This is a genomic window from Bradyrhizobium sp. RD5-C2 (genome assembly GCF_019972155.1).
GTDB lineage: Bacteria > Pseudomonadota > Alphaproteobacteria > Rhizobiales > Xanthobacteraceae > Bradyrhizobium.
In genome coordinates this window covers 199,211-221,559 of the sequence record NZ_BOVL01000059.1, presented here as the reverse complement: position 1 = coordinate 221,559, position 22,349 = coordinate 199,211, and the positions used below count along the sequence as shown (strand labels likewise).

Below are 22,349 nucleotides of genomic sequence, written 5' to 3'. Positions count from 1 at the left end.
GCTCAACGACAAAAATCATGGGCTCGGCGATGCAAGCCGTTGCCGACAGCGGGGAGGCAAAACCAATGCAGGCTGACACGATGGCGCAGATGCGCCGCCGGGTGGTGATCTCCTCCACGATCGGCAACGCGCTCGAATGGTTCGACTTCACCGTTTTTGGCCTGTTCGCCGGCATCCTGAGCAAGCTGTTCTTTCCGGCGGACAATCCGCATTCGTCGCTGCTGCTGACCTTCGCGACATTCGGGATCGCCTTTGCGGCCCGGCCGTTGGGTGGCCTGGTGTTCGGGCTCTATGCCGACAAGCACGGCCGCAAGAAGGCGCTGGTCGTGATGATATCGCTGATGGCTGTCGGCACCGGCCTGCTCGGCTTGCTGCCGACCTACGGCGCGATCGGAATCGCAGCGCCGCTGTTGCTGCTGCTGGCGCGGCTGATCCAGGGCTTTTCCGCCGGCGGCGAGTTCGGCAGCGCCAGCGCGATGCTGATCGAATTCGCGCCGCCCGGCCGGCGCGGCTTCTACGGCTCGTTCCAGATGGTGTCGCAGTCGCTGGCATTCGGCCTTGGTGCCGCGATGGCGATCGGTCTCAATCTCGGCCTGACGCCCGACGCCTTCGCGAGCTGGGGCTGGCGCGTGCCGTTCATCCTCGGCATTCTGATCGGGCCGACGGGATGGTACTTGCGCCAACGGTGCGACGAGTCACCCGAATTCAAGGCGTATCTTGCCGAGAAGGCTGCGACGGCGCAGCCGAGCAAGCAGACCACGCTCGGCCAATTGTTCTCCGAACATCCACGCGAGTTGATTGCCTCGTTCTGCCTGATCGCGGCCGGTACGGCGATCAATTATGTCAACGCGATCTTTCTGCCGACCTATGCGGTCGCCGAGCTGAAGCTGCCGATCCTGAATGCACAGCTCGGCCTGCTCGTCGTCAGCCTCATCAATGCGGCGGTGGCGGTGGCCAGCGGCGCGCTCTCCGACCGGATCGGTCGCCGCGCAGTGCTCGTTCCGGCGCTGATCGTCTACAGCCTGCTGTTCTATGTGATCCTGCAGCGGCTCGTCGCCGCCCCGACCACCGCGAACCTCTGGCAGTTGCAGATCGTCGCAGTCCTGCTCGGCGCCCTGGCCGGGCCGATGCCGGCCTTCATGACCGAGATATTTCCCGTCGGCGTGCGCTCGACCGGAGCATCGCTGATGTACAATCTCGCCGTGATGCTGTTCGGCGGACTGGCGCCGTTCATCAACACCTGGCTGGTCCAGGCGACGGGCGACAAGGCTGCTCCCGTCTACTACATCCTGTTCGCCGCGGCAGTGGGTCTCGTGGGTCTGGCGGTCTATCGCGGGCGGCCGTCCGTGCCGGGGATCGCAACTCAACCGGCGCAATGATCTCCACGTGCGCGACCGCACATACGCCGCTGCATTTGACAAATCCGCGCGTGGCCTGTTCAACAACGGCAACAACAACGCTGAAGAACAGGGAGCGAGGACCATGAAGCTTTACGACTCGATCGGACCCAATCCGCGCATCGTGCGCATGTTCATGGCGGAGAAGGGCATCGAGATACCCAAGGAGGCCGTCGACCTGCGCAAGGGCGAGAACCGCGAGGAAGCGCATCTGAAGCGCAATCCGCACGGCCAGATGCCGGCGCTCGAGCTCGACTGCGGCAACTACCTCTCGGAGATCACGGCGATCTGCGAATATCTCGAGGAGAAGCACCCCTCGCCCGCGATGATCGGCACCACGCCGGAAGAGCGCGCGGAGTGCCGGATGTGGACGCGCCGCGTCGATCTCAACATCGCCGAGCCGCTCGCCAACGGCTATCGCTTCGGCGAGGCGCTGAAATTCTTCGAGAAGCGCATTCCGGTCGCGCCCGAGGCCTCGCCCGGGCTGAAGATGATCGCCGCCAACCGCATCAAATGGCTTGATAACCAGATGGCCGACGGCCGCGACTACATCTGCGGCAAGCGCTTCACGCTCGCCGACATGCTGCTCTATTGCTGGCTCGATTTCGGCAACCAGGTCGGCCAGCCGCTGGACCAGTCGAACGCCAACATCGTGGTCTGGTTCAACCGCGTCGGCGCGCGGCCGTCGGTGAAGGCGTAGGGCTCTTCTTATCCTCCCCTGGAGGGGGAGGATCGGTTCGCATGAAGCGCAGCGCAGTGCGAACCGAGGTGGGGTGATCTCTCCACTCGGGCAGCGTTCACGCGGAGAGACCTTCACCCCACCTCGCCGCTCATTGCATTCGCGTCGATCCTCCCCCTCCAGGGGAGGATGAAGACCACCGGACCAAATCGTTGGTCGCTTAAATCACCACCGGCTTGTCCGGCAGCTCGTTCGGGCCGCCGGCGACGTGCGGGAAATGCTGCGCGAGCTCCCGCGACACCGCCTCGATCCCTTTGATCACGCCCTGCTCGAACCGGCCTGCCCGAAAGTCCGCTTCCATTGCGCGGCAAATCGTTTCCCAACCGACGTGGCCGACCTTCGCATCGATGCCACGATCGGCGACGATCTCGACGTCGCGGTCGGCGAGCAAAAGATAGATCAGAACGCCGTTGTTATGATGGGTGTCCCAGATCCGCAGATGCGCGAATATGTCGAGCGCCCGCTCCCGCGCCGGCTGATTGCGGAACAGCGGCACGCCGTCGAGCGCGCCCTCGACGACGAAGCGGATCTGGCCGGAATGCGTCGCCTCGCCGACCTTGATCGCCTGCTCGATGGCGCTGAGCACGCGCGGCGGAAACTCGCGCCGCACGCGCCAGCGGTGTTCGAGCAGATGCTTGCCGATGCGCTTGATGCTCATATGCCTACCAGCTCCCCGAAGCGCCGCCGCCGCCGAAGCTGCCGCCTCCGCCGCTGAAGCCACCGCTGTCGCTCGAGCTCGAGCCGCTGCTCCAGCCGCCACCGCCGCCCGACCAGCCGCCGGAATAACCGCCGCCACGCCGGTACGGTCCCGAGCCGGCCGCCGGACCGCCGAAATTCAATCCGCCGAAGATCAATGCCGCAACGGCCGCGAATAGCCCGATCACCATGGCGGTGGCGAGCGAACCGGCGACCATCCAGGTGAAGACACCGACGATGCCACCGGTCGCGGCCGAGCCCAACAGCCGCCCCAGCATCGCGCGCAACACGCTGGCGACGATGATGACGACGAAGATCACGACCGGATTGGCAAAGTCGACCAGGTTCGGCCCCTGCCAATGTTCGGGCTCCGGCGCCGGCAGCTGCTCGCCATTGATCAGGCGGATCATGCGGTCGACGCCGGCCGAGATGCCGCCGGCGAAATCGCCGGCCTTGAATTTCGGCGTGACGTCCTCGTCGATGATGCGGTGGGTGACGACGTCGCTCAGCACGCCTTCGAGGCCGTAGCCGACCTCGATGCGCAAATGCCGGTCGTTCTTGGCGACGACGAATAGCGCGCCGTCGTCGATCTTCTTGCGCCCGATCTTCCAGGCCTCGGCAACGCGAATCGAGAACTGCTCGATCGTCTCTTCGCCTGTGGTCGGCACGATCAGGACCGCGATCTGGCTGCCCTTGCGGGTCTCCAGATCCTTCAGCCTGTCGTTCAGCGAGGCCACGTCACTCGCCGACAGCGACCCGGTCTGATCGACGACGCGGCCGGTGAGCTGGGGCACCGCGACCTCGGCCCACGCCGGGCACACGAAGCCCAGCAGCAAGGCAAGCAGGATGATGCGTGCGGCGGTCATCGCGCTGGTGGGCACGCCGCCGCTATTTCGACGGCGCGGGCGCCGGCGCCGGATTGAAATCGACCTTCGGCGCGGTCGAAATCTCCTTCTCGTTCTCGACCGAGAAGTTAGGCTTCTCCTTGTAGCCGAACACCATCGCGGTCAGATTGTTCGGGAAGGTGCGGATGCCGACATTATAGTCCTGCACCGCCTTGATGTAGCGGTTGCGCGCCACCGTTATGCGGTTCTCGGTGCCTTCGAGCTGCGCCATCAGATCGCGGAACAGCGCATCCGATTTCAGCTGCGGATAATTTTCGGTGACGACCAGGAGCCGTGACAGCGCGCTGGTCAGTTCGCCCTGCGCCTGCGTGAACTTCTGGAACGCGGCCGGATCGTTCAGCACCTCGGGCGTCGCCTGGATGCTGCCGACCTTGGCGCGCGCGTTGGTGACGCCGAGCAGCACGTCCTTCTCCTGCTGCGCAAAGCCCTTCACCGAGTTGACCAGGTTCGGCACCAGATCGGCGCGCCGCTGGTATTGGTTCACCACCTCCGACCAGCTCGACTTGACCGTCTCGTCGTTGGTCTGGATCGCGTTGTAGCCGCAGTTTGTCAGACTCAATGTCGCCAGCGCTGCCAGCACGGTCCAAAGCTTGCGCATGAAGATGGTCCTCCCGGTGGATTCTTGATCAGAGTAACAGATTTTCGCCCGACAATCCCGCGTGGCGGGATTCGCGGCCGGTTTTGCCGATGATGGCCCTTGCCTATCCCTCCCTGCGCCGTTCATCATGCCAGGAAAATCGATCCTGGGAGGATCCATTGGCGTCTGAACAATTCGAGACGATTGTCGTCGAACGGCCTGATCCTGCGATTGCGCGGATCGTGATGAACCGGCCCGAGGCGCGCAACGCCCAGAACCTGCAGATGACCTACGACCTCAACACCGCCTTCGACCAGGCGGTGCAGGACGACGCAATCAAGGTCATCATCCTCGCCGGCAACGGCCCGCATTTCTCGGCCGGTCATGATCTCAGGCCTGGGGCCAAGAACCAGGCCGGCGTCGATTTCCCGCCAGTCGGAAATTGGGGCGGCTTCGCCGAACCAAACGCGCATGGGCGCTTCGCGCGCGAGCAGGAGATCTACCTGCAGATCACACGGCGCTGGCGCAATCTCGCCAAGCCCACGATCGCCGAAGTGCATGGCAAGTGCATCGCCGGCGGGCTGATGCTGGCCTGGGCCTGCGACCTGATTGTCGCCAGCAGTGATGCCGAGTTCTGCGATCCCGTGGTGACGATGGGCGTCTGCGGCGTCGAGTGGTTCGTGCATCCCTGGGAGCTCGGCGCGCGAAAGGCCAAGGAGATGCTGTTCACCGCCGACGTCTGGAGCGCCGACGAGGCGCATCGCCTCGGCATGGTCAATCACGTGGTGTCGCGCGGCGATCTCTCCGCCTTCACGCTGGCGCTGGCGCGCAGGATCGCGGCCAAACCCGCCTTCGCGCTGAAGCTGTCCAAGGAGGCGGTAAACCGCTCGATCGACATCATGGGACAACCGGCTGCGATCGATCAGGCCTTCGCGCTGCATCAGCTCTGCCACGCACATAATCTTCAGGAATACGGAATGGTGGTAGACCCCGCGGGTCTGCATCCCTCCGTCAAGAAAAACGCCAACGTGAAGTGACCAGATGGACCTCACCCTCAGCGACGAGCAGCGGCTGCTGCGCGAAAGTGCCGACCGCTTCGTGGCGGAGACCTTCAAGTCAGAGCATCGCAAGAAGACGGCGAACGACCCGCTGGGTTATTCGCCCGCAATCTGGAAACAGTTTGCCGAGCTCGGCTGGCTGGCGCTGCCGATCAGCGAAGCCCATGGCGGGCTTGGCGGCGGCGCGATCGAGATCGGACTGTTGATGGAGGCATTCGGACGCGGACTGGTGTCCGAGCCGTTCCTCTCCACCGTCGTGGTCGGCGCCGCGCTGGTTGCCGAATGCGGCACCGAGGCGCAGCAGCAGGCGATCCTGCCCAAGGTCGCCGAGGGCGCGCTCACGCTCGCCTTCGCACATTCGGAGCGCGCCGCGCGCTTCGACCTCGGCCATGTCGACACGACGGCTACCAAGACCGGCGATGGCTGGCGGCTGAACGGCAGCAAGATCGCGGTGCTCGACGGCGCATCGGCCAGCCAGATCATCGTCTCGGCCCGCGTTGCCAATGCCAATGGCGCATCGGGCAAGCTTGGCCTGTTCCTGATGCCGGCAGGAACACCCGGCCTCACCCTGCGCGACTACGCGCGGCTCGGTGGCGGCCGCGGCTGCAACCTCGATCTCAGGGATGTGCAATTGCCGGCCGACGCGCTGCTCGGCGACGGCAAGGATGCGCTGCCCGCGATCGAGACCGTGGTCGACCGCGCGATGGCCGCGCTCGGCGCCGAGGCGGTCGGCATCATGCAGACGCTGCTCGACACCACGCTCGAATACACCAAGATTCGAAAACAGTTCGGCCGGCCGCTGTCGGCCAACCAGGTGATCCGCCATCGGCTCGCCGACGTGGCGATGCAGGTCGACGAGGCGCGTTCGATGGCACTGCGCGCCGCGCTGATGGCCAATGCCGAGCCGATGGCGCGCAGCCGCGCGGCGTCCGGCGCCAAGGCGAAGATCGGCAAATGCGCGCGCTTCGTCGCCGAGCAGGCGGTGCAGCTGCACGGCGCCATGGGCGTCACCGAAGAGCTCGACATCGGCGCCTATTTCAAGCGGCTGCTCGCCTTCGACACACTGTTCGGCAGCAGCGCCCATCATTATCGCCGCCACGCCGCGCTGAGCGGCCGCGCCCACGCCTAACGGAGAGCGCACCATGGATCTCACCTTCAGTGCCGAGGAACGCGCCTTCGAAAAGGAAGTCCGCGACTACATCGCCGAGAGCCTGACGCCGGAAATGAAGCGCGCCACCGCGCTGACGCCGTCGGTGTTCTCCGATCCCGATATCGGCATGGCCTGGCAGCGCGCGCTGCACGCCAAGGGCTGGGGCGCGCCGGGCTGGCCGGTCGACCATGGCGGGCCGGACTGGACGCCAGCGCAGCGCTGGATCTTCGAGGCCGAATGCGCCCGCGCCGGCGTGCCGAATGTCAACGTGATGGGCGTGAAGATGGTCGGTCCCGTCATCATCGGCTTCGGCTCGCCCGAGCAGAAGAACTTTTACCTGCCGCGGATCCTCTCCGGCGAAGACTACTGGTGCCAAGGTTATTCCGAGCCGGGTTCGGGCTCCGACCTTTCGTCGCTGAAGACCCGCGCGGTGCGCGACGGCGACGACTACATCATCAACGGGACCAAGATCTGGACCACGCATGCGCACCACGCCAACCGCATGTTCGCGCTGGTGCGCACCAATGACGGCGAGCGGCAGCAGGATGGCATCAGCTTCATCCTGATCGACATGAAGACGCCTGGAATCACCACGCGCCCGATCCTGACCATCGGCGGTGACCACGAGGTCAACCAGGTGTTCTTCGACGACGTCCGCGTGCCCGTCGCCAACCGGGTCGGCGAGGAAGGCAAGGGCTGGACCTACGGCAAATATCTGCTCGAGTTCGAGCGCGGCTCCGGCATCGCCTCCGCCAAGCTGCGCGAGGCGCTGAAGACGATCTCCGATCTCGCCGGTTCCGAGATCACCGGCCGCGCCATCGAGGACCCCGACATCGCCATACGAATGTCGGAGGTCGAGGTCGATATCGATGCGCTCGAGATGACCGAATTGCGGGTGCTGTCGGCGCTGCAGACCGGGCAGAATCCCGGCGCGGTGTCGTCGCTGATCAAGCTGCGGGTCAGCGAGATCCGCCAGGCCGTGACGCGGCTCGGCGTCGACGTGATCGGCCAGGACGGTCTTGCCGTCGAACCGGCGCGGCCGTTCTACCGGCTCAACCACGAGCCGGCGATCCCGGAAGAACTGCTGCCGGTGGTGCCGGAATATCTCAACGGGCGGGCATATACGATCTTCGGCGGCTCATCGGAGATCCAGCGCGACATCATCGCGAAGATGGTGTTGGGGCTGTAGGCCGCGTTTGAGCGAATTCGCCGTTCCCCCTACCCTCCCCTGGAGGGGGAGGGTCGAAGCGACTAAAAGGAGCGACGGGGTGGGGTGAAAGTCCCTCCTCGCGAGCACTGCCTCAATTGAGAGATCACCCCACCCCGTCACGCATCTGACGATGCGCGACGACCCTCCCCCTCCAGGGGAGGGTGAAGGCATCAGCGCTTAAGCCCCCGCCTTCGCGTCCTGGATCGCCTGCCAGATCTTCACCGGCGTCAGCGGCGTATTCAGCTGGGTGATGCCGACCTCGCTCAGCGCATCCATCACGCCGTTGGTGATGCAGGGCGGCCCGCCGATGGCGCCCGACTCGCCGCAGCCCTTGGCGCCGAGCGGATTGGTCTTGCACGGCGCGGAGGGATCGAGCGTCACCGTGATGGGCGGAACGTCCGAGGCGCGCGGAATGCAATAGTCCTGATAGCTTGCGGTCAGCAGCTGGCCTTCCTCGCTGTAGGCCACGCCTTCGTACAGGGCCTGGCCGATGCCCTGGACGACGCCGCCATGCACCTGCCCCGTCACCAGCATCGGATTGACCGCGACGCCGACGTCGTCGACCGTGGTGTAGCGCACCACTCGCGTCACGCCGGTCTCGGGATCGATCTCGACCTCGCAGATGTGGGTGCCGTTCGGCCAGCTCGGGCCGTCGACATTGCCCTCGCTCTCGACCGAGAGCTTGGCGCCGCTTTCTTTCTTCGCGATCTCGAACAGGCTGATGCGCCTGTCGGTGCCGACCACGGTGAGGAAGCCGTCGCGATACTCGATGTCGCCGACGGAGGCTTCGAGCAGGTGGGAGGCTTTGTCGCGCGCCTTGTTGATCATGTCGTTGCTGGAGACCGCAACCGCGGTGCCGCCGACGAACAGCGAGCGCGAGCCGACGCTGCCGAAGCCGGTGGCAAGATCCGTGTCGCCCTGGATCACGTCGATCTTGTCCATGGCGATGCCGAGCGTATCCGCGATCATCTGGGTGTAGGTGGTGGCGAGGCCCTGCCCCATCGCCATGGTGCCGGAATGCAGGACGACGCGGCCTTCGGCGGTCGCATGCAGCGAGACGTTTTCGGTGTGGGCGCGGCCGCCCGTCCATTCGATGTAGCTGGTCAGGCCACGGCCATAGAGCAGGCCCTTCTTCTTCGCCGCCTTCTTGCGCGCGGCAAAGCCGTTCCAGTCGGCCAAGTCGGACGCGCGCTCCAGCATGTGGGCGAAGGCGCCGGAGTCGTACACCTGCCCGACCGCGTTGGTGTAGGGCAGCTGCGCCGGCTTGATGTAGTTGACCTTGCGGATGGTGCGCGGGTCCATGCCGATCTGGCGTGCGGCGGCATCGAACAACCGCTCGACGATGAACACCGCTTCCGGCCTGCCGGCGCCGCGATAGGCGCCGACCGGCGCGGTGTTGGTCATGACCGACTTCACCTCGAAATGCACCAGCGGCAGATCGTAGACGCCGGTCTGCACGAACGGGCCGAGCACGAGCGGAATGATGTTGGCGGTGCCCGACGAGTACGCGCCGGTGCCGCCGATCGAACGCACGCGGTAGGCCAGCACGCGGCCCTTGGCGTCGAGCGCGAACTCGCCGGTCGAGGTGAGGTCGCGGCCGTGAGTGCCGCCGACGAACTCGTCGGTGCGGTCGCCGCGCCAGCGGATCTTCTCGTTCAGCTTGGTCGCGGCATAGGCGACGATGCCGTCTTCGGGATACAGGCTGGTCTTCTGGCCGAAGCCGCCGCCGATATCACCGACCAGCACGCGCACGCTGTCCTTTGGCCGCTTCAGGATCGATTCCGCCAGGAGATCACGGGTCGAGCCCGGGGTCTGCGACTGCACGTGGAGAATCAGCCGGCCGGTCTTCTTCTCGATCTCGGCAATGGTCGAGCGCGGCTCCATCGCCGACGGCACCAGGCGCTGGCTGACCAGGTCGAGCGACACCTTGTGCGCGGCGCCGGCGAAGGCTGCCTCAACCTTGGCGGCGTCGCCATAGCTCATCGCAGCCACGATGTTGTCGGGCGCCTCCGGCCAGACCGCCGGCGCGCCCGGCTTGATCGCCTCGACCGGATCGACCACCGAAGGCAGCACCTCGTAATCGACCTCGATCGCCTCGGCGGCGGTCTGCGCCAGCACCCGCGAGGTCGCGACCACTGCCGCGACACCCTCGCCGGCGTAGCGCACAACCTCATGCGCCAGCAGGCGCCGCGGCGGCACGGTCATCGGCGAGCCATCGAGGCGCTTGAAGATCGCGAGCGTCGGCAGCGTGCCGATATCGTCCTTCACGAGGTCGGCGCCGGTATAGACCGCCTTGACGCCGGACATCTCGAGCGCCGCCTTGGCGTCGATCGACTTGATGTTGGCATGCGCATGCGGCGAGCGCAGCACGTGCAGCCAGAGCGCGCCGTCCTGCGGCTTGTCGTCGATGAAATGCCCCTTCCCGGTGAGCAGCCGCTGGTCTTCCAGGCGCTTGACCGGCTGGCCCGCACCAAAACGCATATTACCGGGAAGAATGTTCATCGGAGGGTCCTTGATTTCAGAAATTTCGGCGGGTTTTAACGGATTTTCGGAGCTTCACAACTGGCTGTCATTCCCCGATGCGCAATTGCGCATCTGAGGGCGCGCCCTTGGCGCGAGCCCGGAATCCATACTCCCGATGGTGGTTATGGATTCCGGGTTCGATGCTAACGCATCGCCCCGGAACGACGAGATGGTTAGAGCCGATGCAACGCGCAAGCCGGCTTCAACCGAGATCGTGCAACGCGGCCTCGACCACCTTGCGCTGCTCGGCCGTGAGCGGCGCCTGCGGCGGCACGGGGTCGCCGACATCGTAGCCCTGGATCGCGAGCCCGGCCTTGATGCAGGCCGCCAAGTTGAAGCGGGCGAACGCCTCGTTGATGCGCCAGAGCTTGCGCTGCAGGGCCATCGCCTCGTCCCAGCGGGCGCGGCGGCAGAGATTGTAGAGCTCGACACTCTGCCGCGGGATGATGCAGGCAGGTCCCGCCATCCAGCCATGGCCGCCGATCAGCATCACCGCGGCTGGAATATGGGCGGAGGCCGCGAACACTTTCAGGCTGTCGCCGCAGCGGTTCATGATCGACAGCAGCCGGCCGGTGTTGGTCGAGGCGTCCTTGATGTAGCCGATGCGCGGATGCTCGGCGAGGCGCGCGATGACGTCGAGCGTGAGGTCGGAGCGCTGGAAATTCGGGTTGGTGTAGATCACAACCGGGATGTCGACGGCGTCACCGATGGCGCGGAAATAGGATTCCACCTGCGCGTCACCGAGCGGAAAATAGGCCTCCAGGATCGCGAGAATGCCGGCAGCACCGCGCTTCTGATAGGCCTTGGCCTGCGCCACCGCATCCGCCGTCGAGGTCGAGGCGACGCCGGCGACAACAGGAACGCGGCCCTGCGCGGCCTCGATCGTGGTCGCCACCACCTGCATGCGCTGCGCATTGTTGAGATAGGCGAATTCGCCGGTCGAGCCGAGCGGCGTCAGCCCGTGGACACCGGCCTTGATCAGATCGTCGCAGAGCCGGCCCAGCACCTCGGTGCGGACATGGCCGGCGGGATCGACCGGGGACACCAGGTAGGGAAAGACGCCGTGAAAATCAGCCATTTGCGAGCCTCGTTGACGGCGAGACATAATCGGGATCGTGCGCAAAGGGAAGCGGCTCGCCGCTGCGCAGGGCGCCGAGCACCGCTGCAAAGTCGGTTACCGCGCGGAAACCGAGCAGCCGCTCGGCCTTGCTCGCATCGTAGATCCGGCCGATCGATTTCGGCAAATGCCAGCCTTGGCGCTCGAACAGCGCCGAAGCATCGGGGAAATGGCGCGCGATCACGCCGGCCGCGTCCGTCTTCAGGTCGGCCACATCGCTGCGCGCAAACGGCGTCGGCGCGCTGATCACGAACACCTCGAAGCCGCGGATCTTCTCCAGCGCCACGACATGGGCATCGGCGGCATCCTCGACCGTCAGGCGGCGATACAGCAATTCGGTCGCCTTCAGGTTCTCGCCGTGGATGTTGCGGATGGTGTCGTCGTTCTCGGGAAAGAAGCGGCTGGTGCGCAGCACTGCGCAATTCAGCCCATGCTCGCGACTGAAGAGCCGACACAGCCCTTCGGCGGCAAGTTTCGTCACTCCGTAGATGTTGCGCGGCTCGAGCGGTCCTGTCGCCTCGTCGAGCCACACCGCCGCATGGCCTTCCTCGTCGCGGATCGCCTGCGAGATCATCAGCGAGGTCGTCGAGGTGAAGACGAAGCGGTCATGGCCGTTGGCCACTGCCGCCTGCAGTAGATTGAGCGTGCCCGAGACATTGACCTCGACAAAGGCCTGCGGCGCGAACCGCGCGATATCAGGCTTGTGCAGCGCGCCGCCATGGATCACGGCCTCGATGCCGTGATCGCCGAACACCCGATCGACCACCGACCGGTCGGCCACCGAGCCGACCACATGGGTCGCCTCGCCCGCAACGACGTCGAGGCCGATCACGTCATGGCCGGCCTGCCGCAGCCGCGGCGCAAGGAAGCAGCCGAGCCAGCCGGAGGAGCCGGTCAACAATACGCGCATGAATTCCGCCCGGACCTGTGCCCTCAGAACACCTTGGCGATCGCGGCCTGCGCGTCGCCCTGGATCTTTTTCAGATGATCCGGCCCGCGAAAACTCTCGGCGTAGATCTTGTAGACATCCTCGGTGCCGGAGGGACGCGCGGCAAACCAGCCGGCCTCGCTCTCGACCTTGATGCCGCCGAACGGCTGATCGTTGCCCGGCGCCTTGGTCCTGACCGCGCGCACCGGATCGCCGGCGAGCTCGGTCATGTTGAGCTGCCCGGGCCCAAGCGCCTTCAGCGCATTCTTCTGCTTCGGCGTCGCCGCGACATCGATGCGCTCATAATAGGGAACGCCGAGTTCGGCGGTCAGCTCGTTGAACAATTCGCTGGGATCACGGCCGGTCTTGGCGATGATCTCCGCGGCCAGCAGGCCGAGGATGATGCCGTCCTTGTCCGTGGTCCAGGCCGAGCCGTCGCGCTTGAGGAACGATGCGCCGGCGCTCTCCTCGCCGGCGAAGCCGAAGCCGCCGCTGCCGAGCCCTTCGACGAACCATTTGAAGCCGACCGGCGTCTCGACCAGCTTGCGACAGAGCTTCTTCGCCACACGATCGATGATCGAGCTCGACACGATGGTCTTGCCGATAGCGGCATCCTTGCTCCATTGCGGCCGGTGCGCGAACAGGTAGGCGATCGCGGTGGCGAGGAAATGGTTCGGGTTCATCAGCCCGTTCGAGCGGGTCACGATGCCGTGCCGGTCGGCATCGGTGTCGTTGGCAAAAGCGACGTCGAACCGGTCGCGCATCCCGATCAGGCTCGCCATCGCATAAGGCGACGAGCAGTCCATCCGGATCTTGCCGTCCCAATCCGCGGTCATGAAGCGGAAGGTCGGATCGACCGCCTCGTTGACCACTGACGCGTTGATGCCGTAGCGCGCAATGATCGGGTGCCAGTAATGCACCGCGGCGCCGCCGAGCGGATCGATGCCGATCCTGACGCCGGCGGATTTGATCAGCGCGAGATCGACGGTGTTGCCGAGATCGGCGACGTAGGGCGTGATGTAGTCATGCAGATGCGTGGTCGCCGCCTTGCGCGCGCGATCATAGGGCATCCGCGCGACGCCCTTGAGGCCGGCCTCGATGGTGCGGTTGGCATTCTTCTCGACCACGGCGGTGACATCGGTATCGGCCGGGCCGCCATGCGGCGGATTATACTTGTAGCCGCCGTCCTCCGGCGGATTGTGTGACGGGGTGATGACAACGCCGTCGGCAAGGCCGCTGCTGCGGCCCTTGTTGTAGCTCAGGATGGCGTGCGAGATCACCGGCGTCGGGGTGTAGCCGCCCTGCGCGTCGATCATGATCTCGACGCCGTTCGCCGCGAACACTTCCACCGCGCTGGCGAGCGCCGGCTCGGCCAGCGCATGGGTATCGATGCCGATGAACAGCGGACCGGTGAGCCCCTTCTCGCGCCGATAGTCGCAGATCGCCTGCGTGGTGGCGAGGATGTGGTCCTCGTTGAACGAATTCTTCAGCGACGAGCCGCGATGGCCCGAGGTGCCGAAAGCAACCCGCTGGGTGGGATCGCTGGCGTCGGGCTTGCCGGCAAAATACGCCGTGACCAGCCGCGGTACATTGGCAAGGGCGGCGGGATCGATGGGTTTGCCGGCGGCAGGATTTGGTGCAGTCACGTGACCTCTCAGATCTGGTATCGCCGACCATCAGCACAACGAGTGATGCTCATTGCGTAACATCTGGGCGTGCTACCATGGCGGCTTACGTTCAATCAAGCCGACGGCATTTCGTTCCGTGCCGTCTGCGGCAATCCGCTATTCGACGTCGATCTGCTTTACCTTCTCGCGCAGCTCGTCGACCAGCACCCGCTTGTTCTCGGTATAATCGACCGGCACCACGACGAGATGCACGCCGCCGCCGGAGAAGGCGCGCTCCAGGGTCGGGACGATCGCCTCCGTGCTCTCGATCCGCGAACCCTTGGCGCCGTAGCTCTCGGCGTATTTGACGAAATCCGGATTGCCGAAAGTAAGGCCGAAATCCGGGAAGTTGTCGACCGCCTGCTTCCAGCGGATCATGCCGTACGCGGAATCCTCCAGGATCAGGATCACCAGATTGAGCTTGAGGCGGACCGCGGTTTCGAGCTCCTGCGAGTTCATCATGAAGCCGCCATCGCCGCAGACCGCGAGCACGCGGTTCTTCGGATAGAGCATCGCCGCCATCATCGCCGACGGCAGGCCGGCGCCCATGGTGGCGAGCGCGTTGTCGAGCAGCAGCGAGTTTGCGAGCAGCGTACGGTAGTTGCGCGCGAACCAGATCTTGTACATGCCGTTGTCGAGCGCGACGATGCCGTCCTCGGGAATGACCTGGCGCACATCGTGCACGATGCGCTGCGGCGTCGGCGGCCAGCGGCCCTCGGTGGCGCGATCGGTGATCTTCGCCAGGATGCTTTCACGCAGGCTGAGCAGCGCGCTGGCCGACGGCAGCTTTCCCGCGACACGGTCGGCCAGCAGCTCGAGGCTCGGCCCGACATCGCCGATCACCTCGCATTGCGGGAAGTAGACCTGCTCGACATTCGCCGCCGTGTAGCTGACATGGATCACCTGCGGGCCCTTCGGCCCCATGATGAAGGGCGGCTTCTCGATCGTGTCGTGACCGATCGCGATGATTAGGTCGGCGCGGTCGATCGCCTCGTGCACATAGTCGCGCTCGCTCAGCGCGGCCGTCCCCATATACTGGTTGGTGCCGCCGGAGACCGTGCCCTTGCCCATCTGGGTGGTGAAGAACGGGATCTTGGTTCGCCGCACGAAGTCGCCGATGCCGGCGGTCGAGCGCGGGCGCGATGCCGCAGCACCAAGCATGATCAGCGGACGCTGCGCCTTCAGGATCATGTCGGCGGCGCGGTCGAGCGCAGCCGCATGCGCGATCGGAATTTCGATCGGGTGCGGCGGCACGATTTCGACCGGCGCGATCTCCTCGCGCGCGATATCCTCCGGTAGTTCGAGCAGCACCGGCCCCGGCCGTTCCTGCGTTGCGATCCGGAAAGCGTCGCGGACCAACGTCGGAATGGTTGCCCCGCTGACGATCTGCAGCGACAGCTTGGTCAGCGGACGGAACGTGTTGACGATGTCGACGATCTGGAACTTGGCCTGCCGGCTGCTCAAGATGCCCTTCTGGCCCGTGAGCATCACCATCGGCATCGCGCCGAGCAGCGCATAGGCCGCACCCGTGGTCAGGTTGAGCGCGCCGGGGCCGAGCGTCGTCATGCAGACGCCGGGCTTTCCGGTCAGCCGGCCATAGGTCGCCGCCATGAACGCGGCCGCCTGCTCGTGGCGGGTCACGATCAGCTCGATCGAGGATTTGCGCAGGCTCTCGACGACGTCGAGATTCTCCTCGCCGGGAACGCCGAACACCCGTTCCACGCCCTCATTCTCGAGGGCGGCGACCAGCAAATCGGAACCTTTGACCATATCAGCCTCGCATCGTTGATTGCATGCCGCGCGCGGAGCATAGCCGCATCGCGCGCCGCCGGAAACTCCCTCGCGATCTCACGGCTTGTGCGCCCTGATCCAGGCGTCGGCGGCGGGGAGCACACGTGCGGCAAGATCGGCCGAGATCGCGATCGCTTGCAAGGAGCGCGCCACCGTCACCCGCCCGCCGCTGGTCGATTGCGACGGGACAAACGCGGCGAGCTGTGCCGCGTGGTCCTGATCGGTAAAATTGATCATGAAGTTCGGCACGAACTGGTCGCGGAAGTTCGGCCCTTGCCTGGCCAGCAACGTATCGAAATTCGCCTGGACGAAGTCCCAGGCGAGCTGCGGATGCTCGCCTGCGGACGCAACCGAATTGATCATCCCTGTGACGATCGTGTCGGGCAATTCGTTGGTCAGCGTCAACGCCAGCGTCGCGCGCGCCAGCTCAGCATCGCGGGCGCTGGCCGCCGCGAAATAATAGCGCAGCCGTTCATTGGTCGCCGTGCTGTTGCGCGCGAGCGCCAGCAGTTTGTCATACGTCGCCCGATCGGCCGTGATGCCGACGACATGGGTGACCGCATCGCGCAGCGAGGTCGCCAGCGATTTGGGATCTTCGAGGAACGCTGCAAAGCGCCGCTTCGCCTCGGCGATGATGGCCGCGTCACCGAGGTCGCCAAGCGTCGAGATCAGGCTCGCGCGGAGCAGCGCGGTGTCGTCGTCGCCCGAGCCGCCGCCATCCCATCCGATCCGGTCGAACACCGGGCGCAGCTTGGCGCGGGCATAGGCCTGGATCACACCCCGTTCGCTGCGGTCGCGCGACAGGCGGTTGAGCGCAGCAAATGTCGAGATCACCTGATCCCACACCGCGCGATGGTCGCCGGTATCGAGCGCATCGAGCAGCGCGAGATAGGACGGTGCTTCAGCGCGGCCCGCCTGCACCAGCGCCCAGCTGTCGGTGACGACATTGAGCCGGTCAACGACCTGCATTTGCGGGAAGGCGTTCAACAATGCGGCACGGTTCTTGGGGCCGTATTCGACCCTGAAGTAGCCGACATCGCCGAGATTGACCTTGATCGCATCGCCGCATGCGCCGGCCGGAATATCTGTACTACCCTTCAGCAGGATCTCGTCAAACGGCTTGCCCTGCGCAGGTCCAGCCGCAACCGGGATCTGCCAGTCGTGGGTCGGCAGCGGCGGATCGTTGGCCGGGGCGATCACGAAGCGGTCCTGCCGCAACATCAGGCGCTGCGCCGTGCCATCGCAGGCCGTCTCGGCCACGACCAGCGGCACGCCGTCCTGCTCGGTGAAGGAGGCGGCGATGCCGGTGATCGTCTTGCCGCCGGACGTCTCGAGCGCTTGCCAGAGATCGGCGGTGGTGGAATTGCTGTAGGCATGCGCGGCCATGTATTTGCGGATGCCGTCGCGGAACGCCTGCTCGCCGAGATAGGTCTCGAGCATGCGGATCAGCGCTTGGCCCTTGTTGTAGGTGATGGCGTCGAACGCCGTGACCGCTTCGCTGTGATCGGCGATCGGCTGCTGCACCGGATGTGAGGTGCGACGCGCATCGAGCGCCATGGCAAACTGCTTCGCGCTGGTACCGTTCAGCCAGCTCTGCCATTGCGGATAGAACTGCTCCGACGCCTTGGTCGCCATCCAGCTGGCAAAGCCCTCGTTGAGCCAAAGATTGTCCCACCACGCCATGGTGACGAAGTCGCCGAACCACATATGCGCCATCTCATGCGCGATGATGGCGAAGATGCCTCGCCTGGCGGTCTCCGCGTTGGTCGCGGGGTCGAACAGCAGCCGGCTCTCGAAAAAGGTGATGCCGCCCCAGTTCTCCATCGCGCCGCCGAACCCGCCGGGGACGGCGATCAGATCGAGCTTCGGCAGCGGATATTTGACGCCGAAATAGTCGTTGTAATAGCCGAGCAGCTTCACCGCGCTGTCGAGCGCAAACCGGCCCTGCCCGCTTTTGCCCTCCGTCGTCACCACGCCGACGGTGACGCCGCCGGCATCCGCCGTGACGCGTTCGAGCTCGCCGACGGTGAACACGAACAGATAGCTCGACATCTTCGGCGTCGGCACGAACGTGACCTTCTTGCGATCGCCGGCTGCCGGCTCCTCGCTCGCCACAGGCATGTTGCCGACCGCGAGCAGATTGCGCGGGATCACGACGGTCAGCGCAAAGCTCGCCTTGAACGACGGTTCGTCCCAGCACGGAAAGATCCGCCTTGCATCGGCCGGCTCCAGCTTGCTGGAGATCAACCGCTTGATCCCGGTCGGGGTCGGATAGTCGACCACAAACAGCCCGGTGCCGAATTTGTTGATCTGCGCCGTGAACGCGATGCGGAGCTTGTGCCGGCCCACCGCAAGCGGCTTGGCGAAGGTCAGCGTCGCGGTCTGCGCGGTAGCGTCGCTCACGACCTCCGCGCGCTGTGCGCCGTCGTCGATCGTGGCCTCGGTGAACGCAGTATTGATCGCATTCAGCATGAGTTGCGCCGTCGCCGCGCGCACCTCAATGTCGACGGTCTCCACACCCGGCAGCGCCAGGCTGGTGAAATCGGGCGTCAGCTCGATCGCGTAGCTCAACGGCACAACCGTCTTCGGCAACTTCCCGGGTGTGCTGTCGAACGAAAATGTCTGCTCGGCCAGCGCTGCAGTGGCCGTCGCCAGCAGCAAGCCGATTGCCGTGGCAAGACGACGCAGCAACGCGGTTCGGACATGGGTTGCAGGCTTGTTCATCGCGCAGCTCACCGGGATCTCGGGATTTTCTGATGTCGTTGCGGAGGGACTTAGCAGGCAATCTAGTAGAGAACATGTCGCCACAGAACTGACAACTCCGCGACATCTGACATCGCAACGGTCCGCGTCGATTGGTGCGCCGCTTGCTACGGCCTCTCGGCTCTTGTTGCTCAACGGCAGGACGGAAGGTTAACTTATGGCTGGCATTCCAGCCGAAGCGTCCGGCCACGGGAGACAATGATGTTCGGAAAGTTCTCGCGCCGGCAGTTTGCGGGCCTTGCTGGCCTCTCGGCGCTCGGTTTGACCGACCCTGCCGAGGCCGCGAACCACGCTCCGCGGCCGAATGGCACAAACTTTCCGGCCGGCTTCGTCTGGGGCACCGCGACCTCGTCCTACCAGGTCGAGGGCGCGGTCAATGAGGACGGCCGCGGCCCGTCGATCTGGGACACATTCACCCACACATCGGGCAAGATCGAGGACGGCTCGACCGGCGATCGCGCCAACGACCATTATCACCGCTACAAGGAAGATGTCCGGCTCATCAAGGATCTCGGCGCCAGGGCCTACCGTTTCTCGATCGCGTGGTCGCGGGTGTTTCCCGACGGCACCGGTACGCCGAATCCGAAGGGCCTCGACTTCTACAACCGCCTGGTCGACGAGTTGCTCGCAAACGGCATCGAGCCCTATGCCACGCTCTATCACTGGGACCTGCCGCAGGCGTTGCAGGACCGCGTCGGCGGCTGGCGCTCGCGCGACACGTCGAAGGCTTTCGGCGACTACGCCGGCTATGTGGCGCAGCGGTTGACCGACCGGGTGAAGAACATCTTCACCCTCAACGAGGTCGGGCGTTTCCTCCCCTTCGGCTATGCGCTCGGCGTCGACGCGCCGGGGCTGACGCTGCCGCCGGCCGAGGTGAACCAGGCGCGCCACCACGTCGCGCTGGCGCATGGCCTCGCGGTGCAGGCGATCCGCGCCAAGGGCCGCCCCGGTACGCGGGTCGGCCCCGCCGAAAACATCACCGCCTGCGTGCCTGCGGTCAACACGCCGGAGCACATCCGCGCCACCGAGATCGCGACCCGCGAGCTCAATGCGGGCTTCCTCGGCGTCCTCCTCGAAGGCAAGTACACCGAGGCCTTCCTGCAATATGCCGGCGCTGACGCGCCCAAATTCACAGCCGAAGAGCTGAAGATCATTTCGCAGCCGAACGATTTCGTCGGGCTCAACATCTACGCGCCGCACTGCTATGTCCTCGCGACCGACTCAGCCCCCGGCTGGAAGCCGTTGCCGATGCCGGCCTCGTTCCCGCATATGAGTTCGGACTGGCTGCGGATCGCGCCGGAGACGATCTACTGGGCGCCGCGGATTGCCGCCAAGCTGTGGAACATCAAGAGCATCTATATCAGCGAGAACGGCACCTCCGGCGAAGACAAGTTAGAGCCCGATGGGCAGATCTACGACATTGACCGCATCATGTTCCTGCGCAACTACCTCGCCCAATTGCAGCGCGCGACCGCCGACGGCGTCCCGGTCCACGGCTATTTCCTGTGGAGCCTGATGGACAATTTCGAATGGATCTTCGGCTATGCGAAGCGCTTCGGCCTCTATCGCGTCGATTTCGAGACCCAGGCACGGGTACCGAAACTGAGCGCGGCATTCTATCGTGACGTGATCGCGCGCAACGCCATCGGCGTGTGATCATCCGGCCTGCGGCCGCGCGCCCGACCACGCCCGCCGGAGCAGGTCGCTGATCGCGCGCTCCTCGATCGACCGCGGATTCCAGTAAGGATTTTTGGTGGCGAGTGCGGCCGCTTTTGCGATACCGTCTTCGGGCATGCCGATTTCGGCGAGCGAACGCGGCGCGCCGAGCCTTGCCGACAGATCGAACAGGCCATCGGCCGCATCGGCAACCCCGAGCGCCCGCGCGGCGCGGCCGATCGCATCGCGCGCGGCCGGCGTGTTGTAGGCGATGGTGTGCGGCAGCAGTACCGCATGGGTTTCGGCATGCGGCAGGTCGAACAGCGCGCCGACGGTGTGGCAGAGCTTGTGATGCAGCGCCATGCCGACCGTACCGAGACAGACCGCACATAGCCACGCGCCATACAGGGCATCGGACCGCGCATCGAGGTCGTGCGGCCGCGCGATCACGTCCGGCAGCGACGACGCAAGCGTTGCAATCGCCTCTTCCGCCATCAGCGATGGTGATCGGATTGCCATCCCGCGCATACAGCGCCTCGGCCGCATGCGCGATCGCATTGAGGCCTGATATCGCGGAGAATTTTGCCGGCATCGAGATCGTCAGGTTGACGTCGTAGATCACGGCTTCGGGCAATATCTTCGGCGAGGATTGCGTGGTCTTGACGCCGTCGACGGTCTCGCCGAGCACCGGCGTCATCTCGGAGCCGGCGTAGCTGGTGGGGACGATCAGTTGCGGCAGGTCGGTGCGCAGCGCGATCGCCTTGCTGAGGCCGGTCGCGGCACCCGCGCCGATCGCAACCACGCCATCGGGTTTCAACTCGCGGACCATCTGCATCGCACGTTCGGTGACCGCGACCGGGGTGTGCACGACGGCGCCGTCGAACGCGCCGGCCATGCGGCCGCCGGTCAAACCTCCGAGATCGCCGAGCTCGGCCTGCTGCCGCCGGCTCGCCAGCACCAGCGCGCGGCCGATGCCGAGCCGGCCGAGTTCGTCCGCCAGGCGTGCGATCGTGCCGGTCCCGAACACGACCCGCATCGGGCTGACTTGATAGGTGAACGGCTGTGGCATGACGATTTCCAGAACGGTTGGTCAGCCGCGGCGCCAGTCGCGCGGCGTGCAGCCGAAGCGGTGCCGGAAACGCCGGGTGAAATGCGACAGATCGGAGAAGCCCCAGTCGAACGCGATGTCGCCGATCGCACGCCCGGCGATCGCGGTATCCCTGAGGTCGCGCGCCGCGCCGTCGAGGCGGCGGTCCATCACATGGCTGGCGAATGTCGTGCCTGCGCGCTCGAACAGTTTGTGGACATAACGCTCGCTGATGCCGATCCCGGCGGCGACGGCGGCAACGCCGAGCCCGGGCTCGCGCAGCCTGCGGTCCACGGCACGGCGCAGCGCGAGCCAGGTTGCATCTGCAAGACCCGCACTCTCGGCAGCGCCCGCGCGACCGGTCCGCGACAGGCTGAGCGCGACCAGGTCAAGCAGAACACCGAACAGCCGGGCGTTATCCGTGTCAGACGCGCGGAGCGCCGAATTGTTCAGCACCTGCGCCGTCTCCGCGATGAGATGGCCGACGAACGGGTCGTCTGAGACCCGCGCCGGGGCGACCTCCGGCGCCGACGGCAGCCGCTCATCGAGCGCCTCGGCCGGCACCCAGAACGAGGCGACCTGCAGCGCGGGGCCGCGGTCGTGCAGCAGCGAGAAGCGCTGCCCGCTGTCGAAGATTCCGACCTGGCCCGGCGACAGGCTGACCTCGCGCCCAGCCTGCTGGATGCGGCAGCGGCCGGCCAGCTTGAGATTGAGGTAGTAGCAGCGCCGTGTGGACGCGGCGATATCAGCGGTCGAGCGCCGCACGACATGCTCCGGGAAACTGACCCGGTTGACCGCGCCGTCGCCGAGCCCAACGGTCTCGACTCGGGCCAGGAAGCCCGCCGTCGCCGGCGGCTCCGGCGTCAGGTTCATGAAGGCCTGGCAGATCGCCTCGCGATAATAGGCGAACTGCTCGCCCGGCCGTGTGTCCGCGGTATTCCAGCTCAGCCTGCGCGAGCGATCCGCGGCGGCGATTTGCTGCATCAGTTCACTCCGAGCCCAAACCGGTTCGGTTACAGCCAAGCGCGTTCCGTGGCCCCGGGTCAATATCCATCAGGAATTGCTTGAGCTCGGCGCTTATCCCG

At 65.6% G+C, this 22,349-nt stretch carries 16 protein-coding genes and 1 pseudogene; 6 read left to right on the top strand and 11 right to left on the bottom strand.

What is annotated here, in order from left to right; all coding sequences use genetic code 11:
* The first annotated feature begins 65 nt into the window (after positions 1–65).
* Positions 66–1,379 carry an MFS transporter gene (locus BraRD5C2_RS38190; RefSeq protein WP_223977445.1) on the top strand — a complete coding sequence of 438 codons (1,314 nt, stop codon included), beginning with the start codon at positions 66–68 and terminating at the stop codon, positions 1,377–1,379.
* Between the two features lie 103 nt (positions 1,380–1,482).
* Positions 1,483–2,097, top strand: a complete 615-nt coding sequence (locus BraRD5C2_RS38185; protein ID WP_223977443.1) for a glutathione S-transferase family protein — start codon at positions 1,483–1,485, stop codon at positions 2,095–2,097.
* 199 nt (positions 2,098–2,296) lie between these two features.
* Here BraRD5C2_RS38185 and BraRD5C2_RS38180 read toward each other — a convergent pair whose 3' ends face one another.
* Genes BraRD5C2_RS38180 through BraRD5C2_RS38170 form a run of 3 tightly spaced genes read right to left on the bottom strand, consistent with a single transcriptional unit; the run spans position 2,297 to position 4,335 of the window.
* Complete coding sequence (locus tag BraRD5C2_RS38180) at positions 2,297–2,794, bottom strand: TPM domain-containing protein (RefSeq protein ID WP_223977441.1); 498 nt, start codon at positions 2,792–2,794, stop codon at positions 2,297–2,299.
* A gap of 4 nt (positions 2,795–2,798) precedes the next feature.
* On the bottom strand, positions 2,799–3,698 hold the full coding sequence (locus tag BraRD5C2_RS38175) for a TPM domain-containing protein (RefSeq protein ID WP_223977439.1): 900 nt from the start codon (positions 3,696–3,698) through the stop codon (positions 2,799–2,801).
* Positions 3,699–3,720: 22 nt separating this feature from the next.
* On the bottom strand, positions 3,721–4,335 hold the full coding sequence (locus tag BraRD5C2_RS38170; RefSeq protein ID WP_223977437.1) for a LemA family protein: 615 nt from the start codon (positions 4,333–4,335) through the stop codon (positions 3,721–3,723).
* A gap of 158 nt (positions 4,336–4,493) precedes the next feature.
* On the opposite strand from BraRD5C2_RS38170, the gene BraRD5C2_RS38165 reads away from it, so the two are divergent.
* Genes BraRD5C2_RS38165 through BraRD5C2_RS38155 form a run of 3 tightly spaced genes read left to right on the top strand, consistent with a single transcriptional unit; the run spans position 4,494 to position 7,711 of the window.
* The gene (locus BraRD5C2_RS38165; RefSeq protein WP_223977435.1) at positions 4,494–5,351 is read left to right on the top strand and encodes an enoyl-CoA hydratase; all 858 of its coding nucleotides are present in this window, start codon (positions 4,494–4,496) and stop codon (positions 5,349–5,351) included.
* A gap of 4 nt (positions 5,352–5,355) precedes the next feature.
* The gene (locus BraRD5C2_RS38160) at positions 5,356–6,501 is read left to right on the top strand and encodes an acyl-CoA dehydrogenase family protein (RefSeq protein WP_223977432.1); all 1,146 of its coding nucleotides are present in this window, start codon (positions 5,356–5,358) and stop codon (positions 6,499–6,501) included.
* Positions 6,502–6,514: 13 nt separating this feature from the next.
* Complete coding sequence (locus tag BraRD5C2_RS38155) at positions 6,515–7,711, top strand: acyl-CoA dehydrogenase family protein (RefSeq protein WP_223977430.1); 1,197 nt, start codon at positions 6,515–6,517, stop codon at positions 7,709–7,711.
* A 198-nt stretch (positions 7,712–7,909) separates the two neighbouring features.
* Here the strand turns inward: BraRD5C2_RS38155 and BraRD5C2_RS38150 are convergent, their stop codons facing one another.
* The 6 genes from BraRD5C2_RS38150 to BraRD5C2_RS38125 form a co-directional block, all read right to left on the bottom strand.
* Complete coding sequence (locus BraRD5C2_RS38150; protein ID WP_223977428.1) at positions 7,910–10,234, bottom strand: xanthine dehydrogenase family protein molybdopterin-binding subunit; 2,325 nt, start codon at positions 10,232–10,234, stop codon at positions 7,910–7,912.
* Between the two features lie 223 nt (positions 10,235–10,457).
* Positions 10,458–11,333: a dihydrodipicolinate synthase family protein gene (locus BraRD5C2_RS38145; RefSeq protein WP_223977426.1), complete on the bottom strand. Its 876-nt coding sequence runs from the start codon at positions 11,331–11,333 to the stop codon at positions 10,458–10,460.
* Complete coding sequence (locus BraRD5C2_RS38140) at positions 11,326–12,282, bottom strand: NAD-dependent epimerase/dehydratase family protein (RefSeq protein ID WP_223977424.1); 957 nt, start codon at positions 12,280–12,282, stop codon at positions 11,326–11,328. The genes BraRD5C2_RS38145 and BraRD5C2_RS38140 overlap by 8 nt, the downstream gene beginning before the upstream one ends.
* Before the next feature lie 23 nt (positions 12,283–12,305).
* Positions 12,306–13,946, bottom strand: a complete 1,641-nt coding sequence (gene pgm, locus BraRD5C2_RS38135) for a phosphoglucomutase (alpha-D-glucose-1,6-bisphosphate-dependent) (protein WP_223977422.1) — start codon at positions 13,944–13,946, stop codon at positions 12,306–12,308.
* 138 nt (positions 13,947–14,084) lie between these two features.
* Complete coding sequence (locus tag BraRD5C2_RS38130; protein WP_223977420.1) at positions 14,085–15,737, bottom strand: acetolactate synthase large subunit; 1,653 nt, start codon at positions 15,735–15,737, stop codon at positions 14,085–14,087.
* A gap of 78 nt (positions 15,738–15,815) precedes the next feature.
* Complete coding sequence (locus BraRD5C2_RS38125; protein WP_223977418.1) at positions 15,816–18,482, bottom strand: M1 family metallopeptidase; 2,667 nt, start codon at positions 18,480–18,482, stop codon at positions 15,816–15,818.
* 240 nt (positions 18,483–18,722) lie between these two features.
* Here BraRD5C2_RS38125 and BraRD5C2_RS38120 point away from each other — a divergent pair, with 240 nt between their 5' ends.
* Positions 18,723–20,177, top strand: a complete 1,455-nt coding sequence (locus tag BraRD5C2_RS38120; RefSeq protein ID WP_223977416.1) for a GH1 family beta-glucosidase — start codon at positions 18,723–18,725, stop codon at positions 20,175–20,177.
* On the opposite strand, the pseudogene BraRD5C2_RS38115 reads toward BraRD5C2_RS38120, so the two are convergent.
* Positions 20,178–21,246, bottom strand: a pseudogene (locus BraRD5C2_RS38115) (maleylacetate reductase).
* 21 nt (positions 21,247–21,267) lie between these two features.
* The gene (locus BraRD5C2_RS38110; RefSeq protein ID WP_223977414.1) at positions 21,268–22,248 is read right to left on the bottom strand and encodes a helix-turn-helix domain-containing protein; all 981 of its coding nucleotides are present in this window, start codon (positions 22,246–22,248) and stop codon (positions 21,268–21,270) included.
* Between the last annotated feature and the right edge of the window lie 101 nt (positions 22,249–22,349).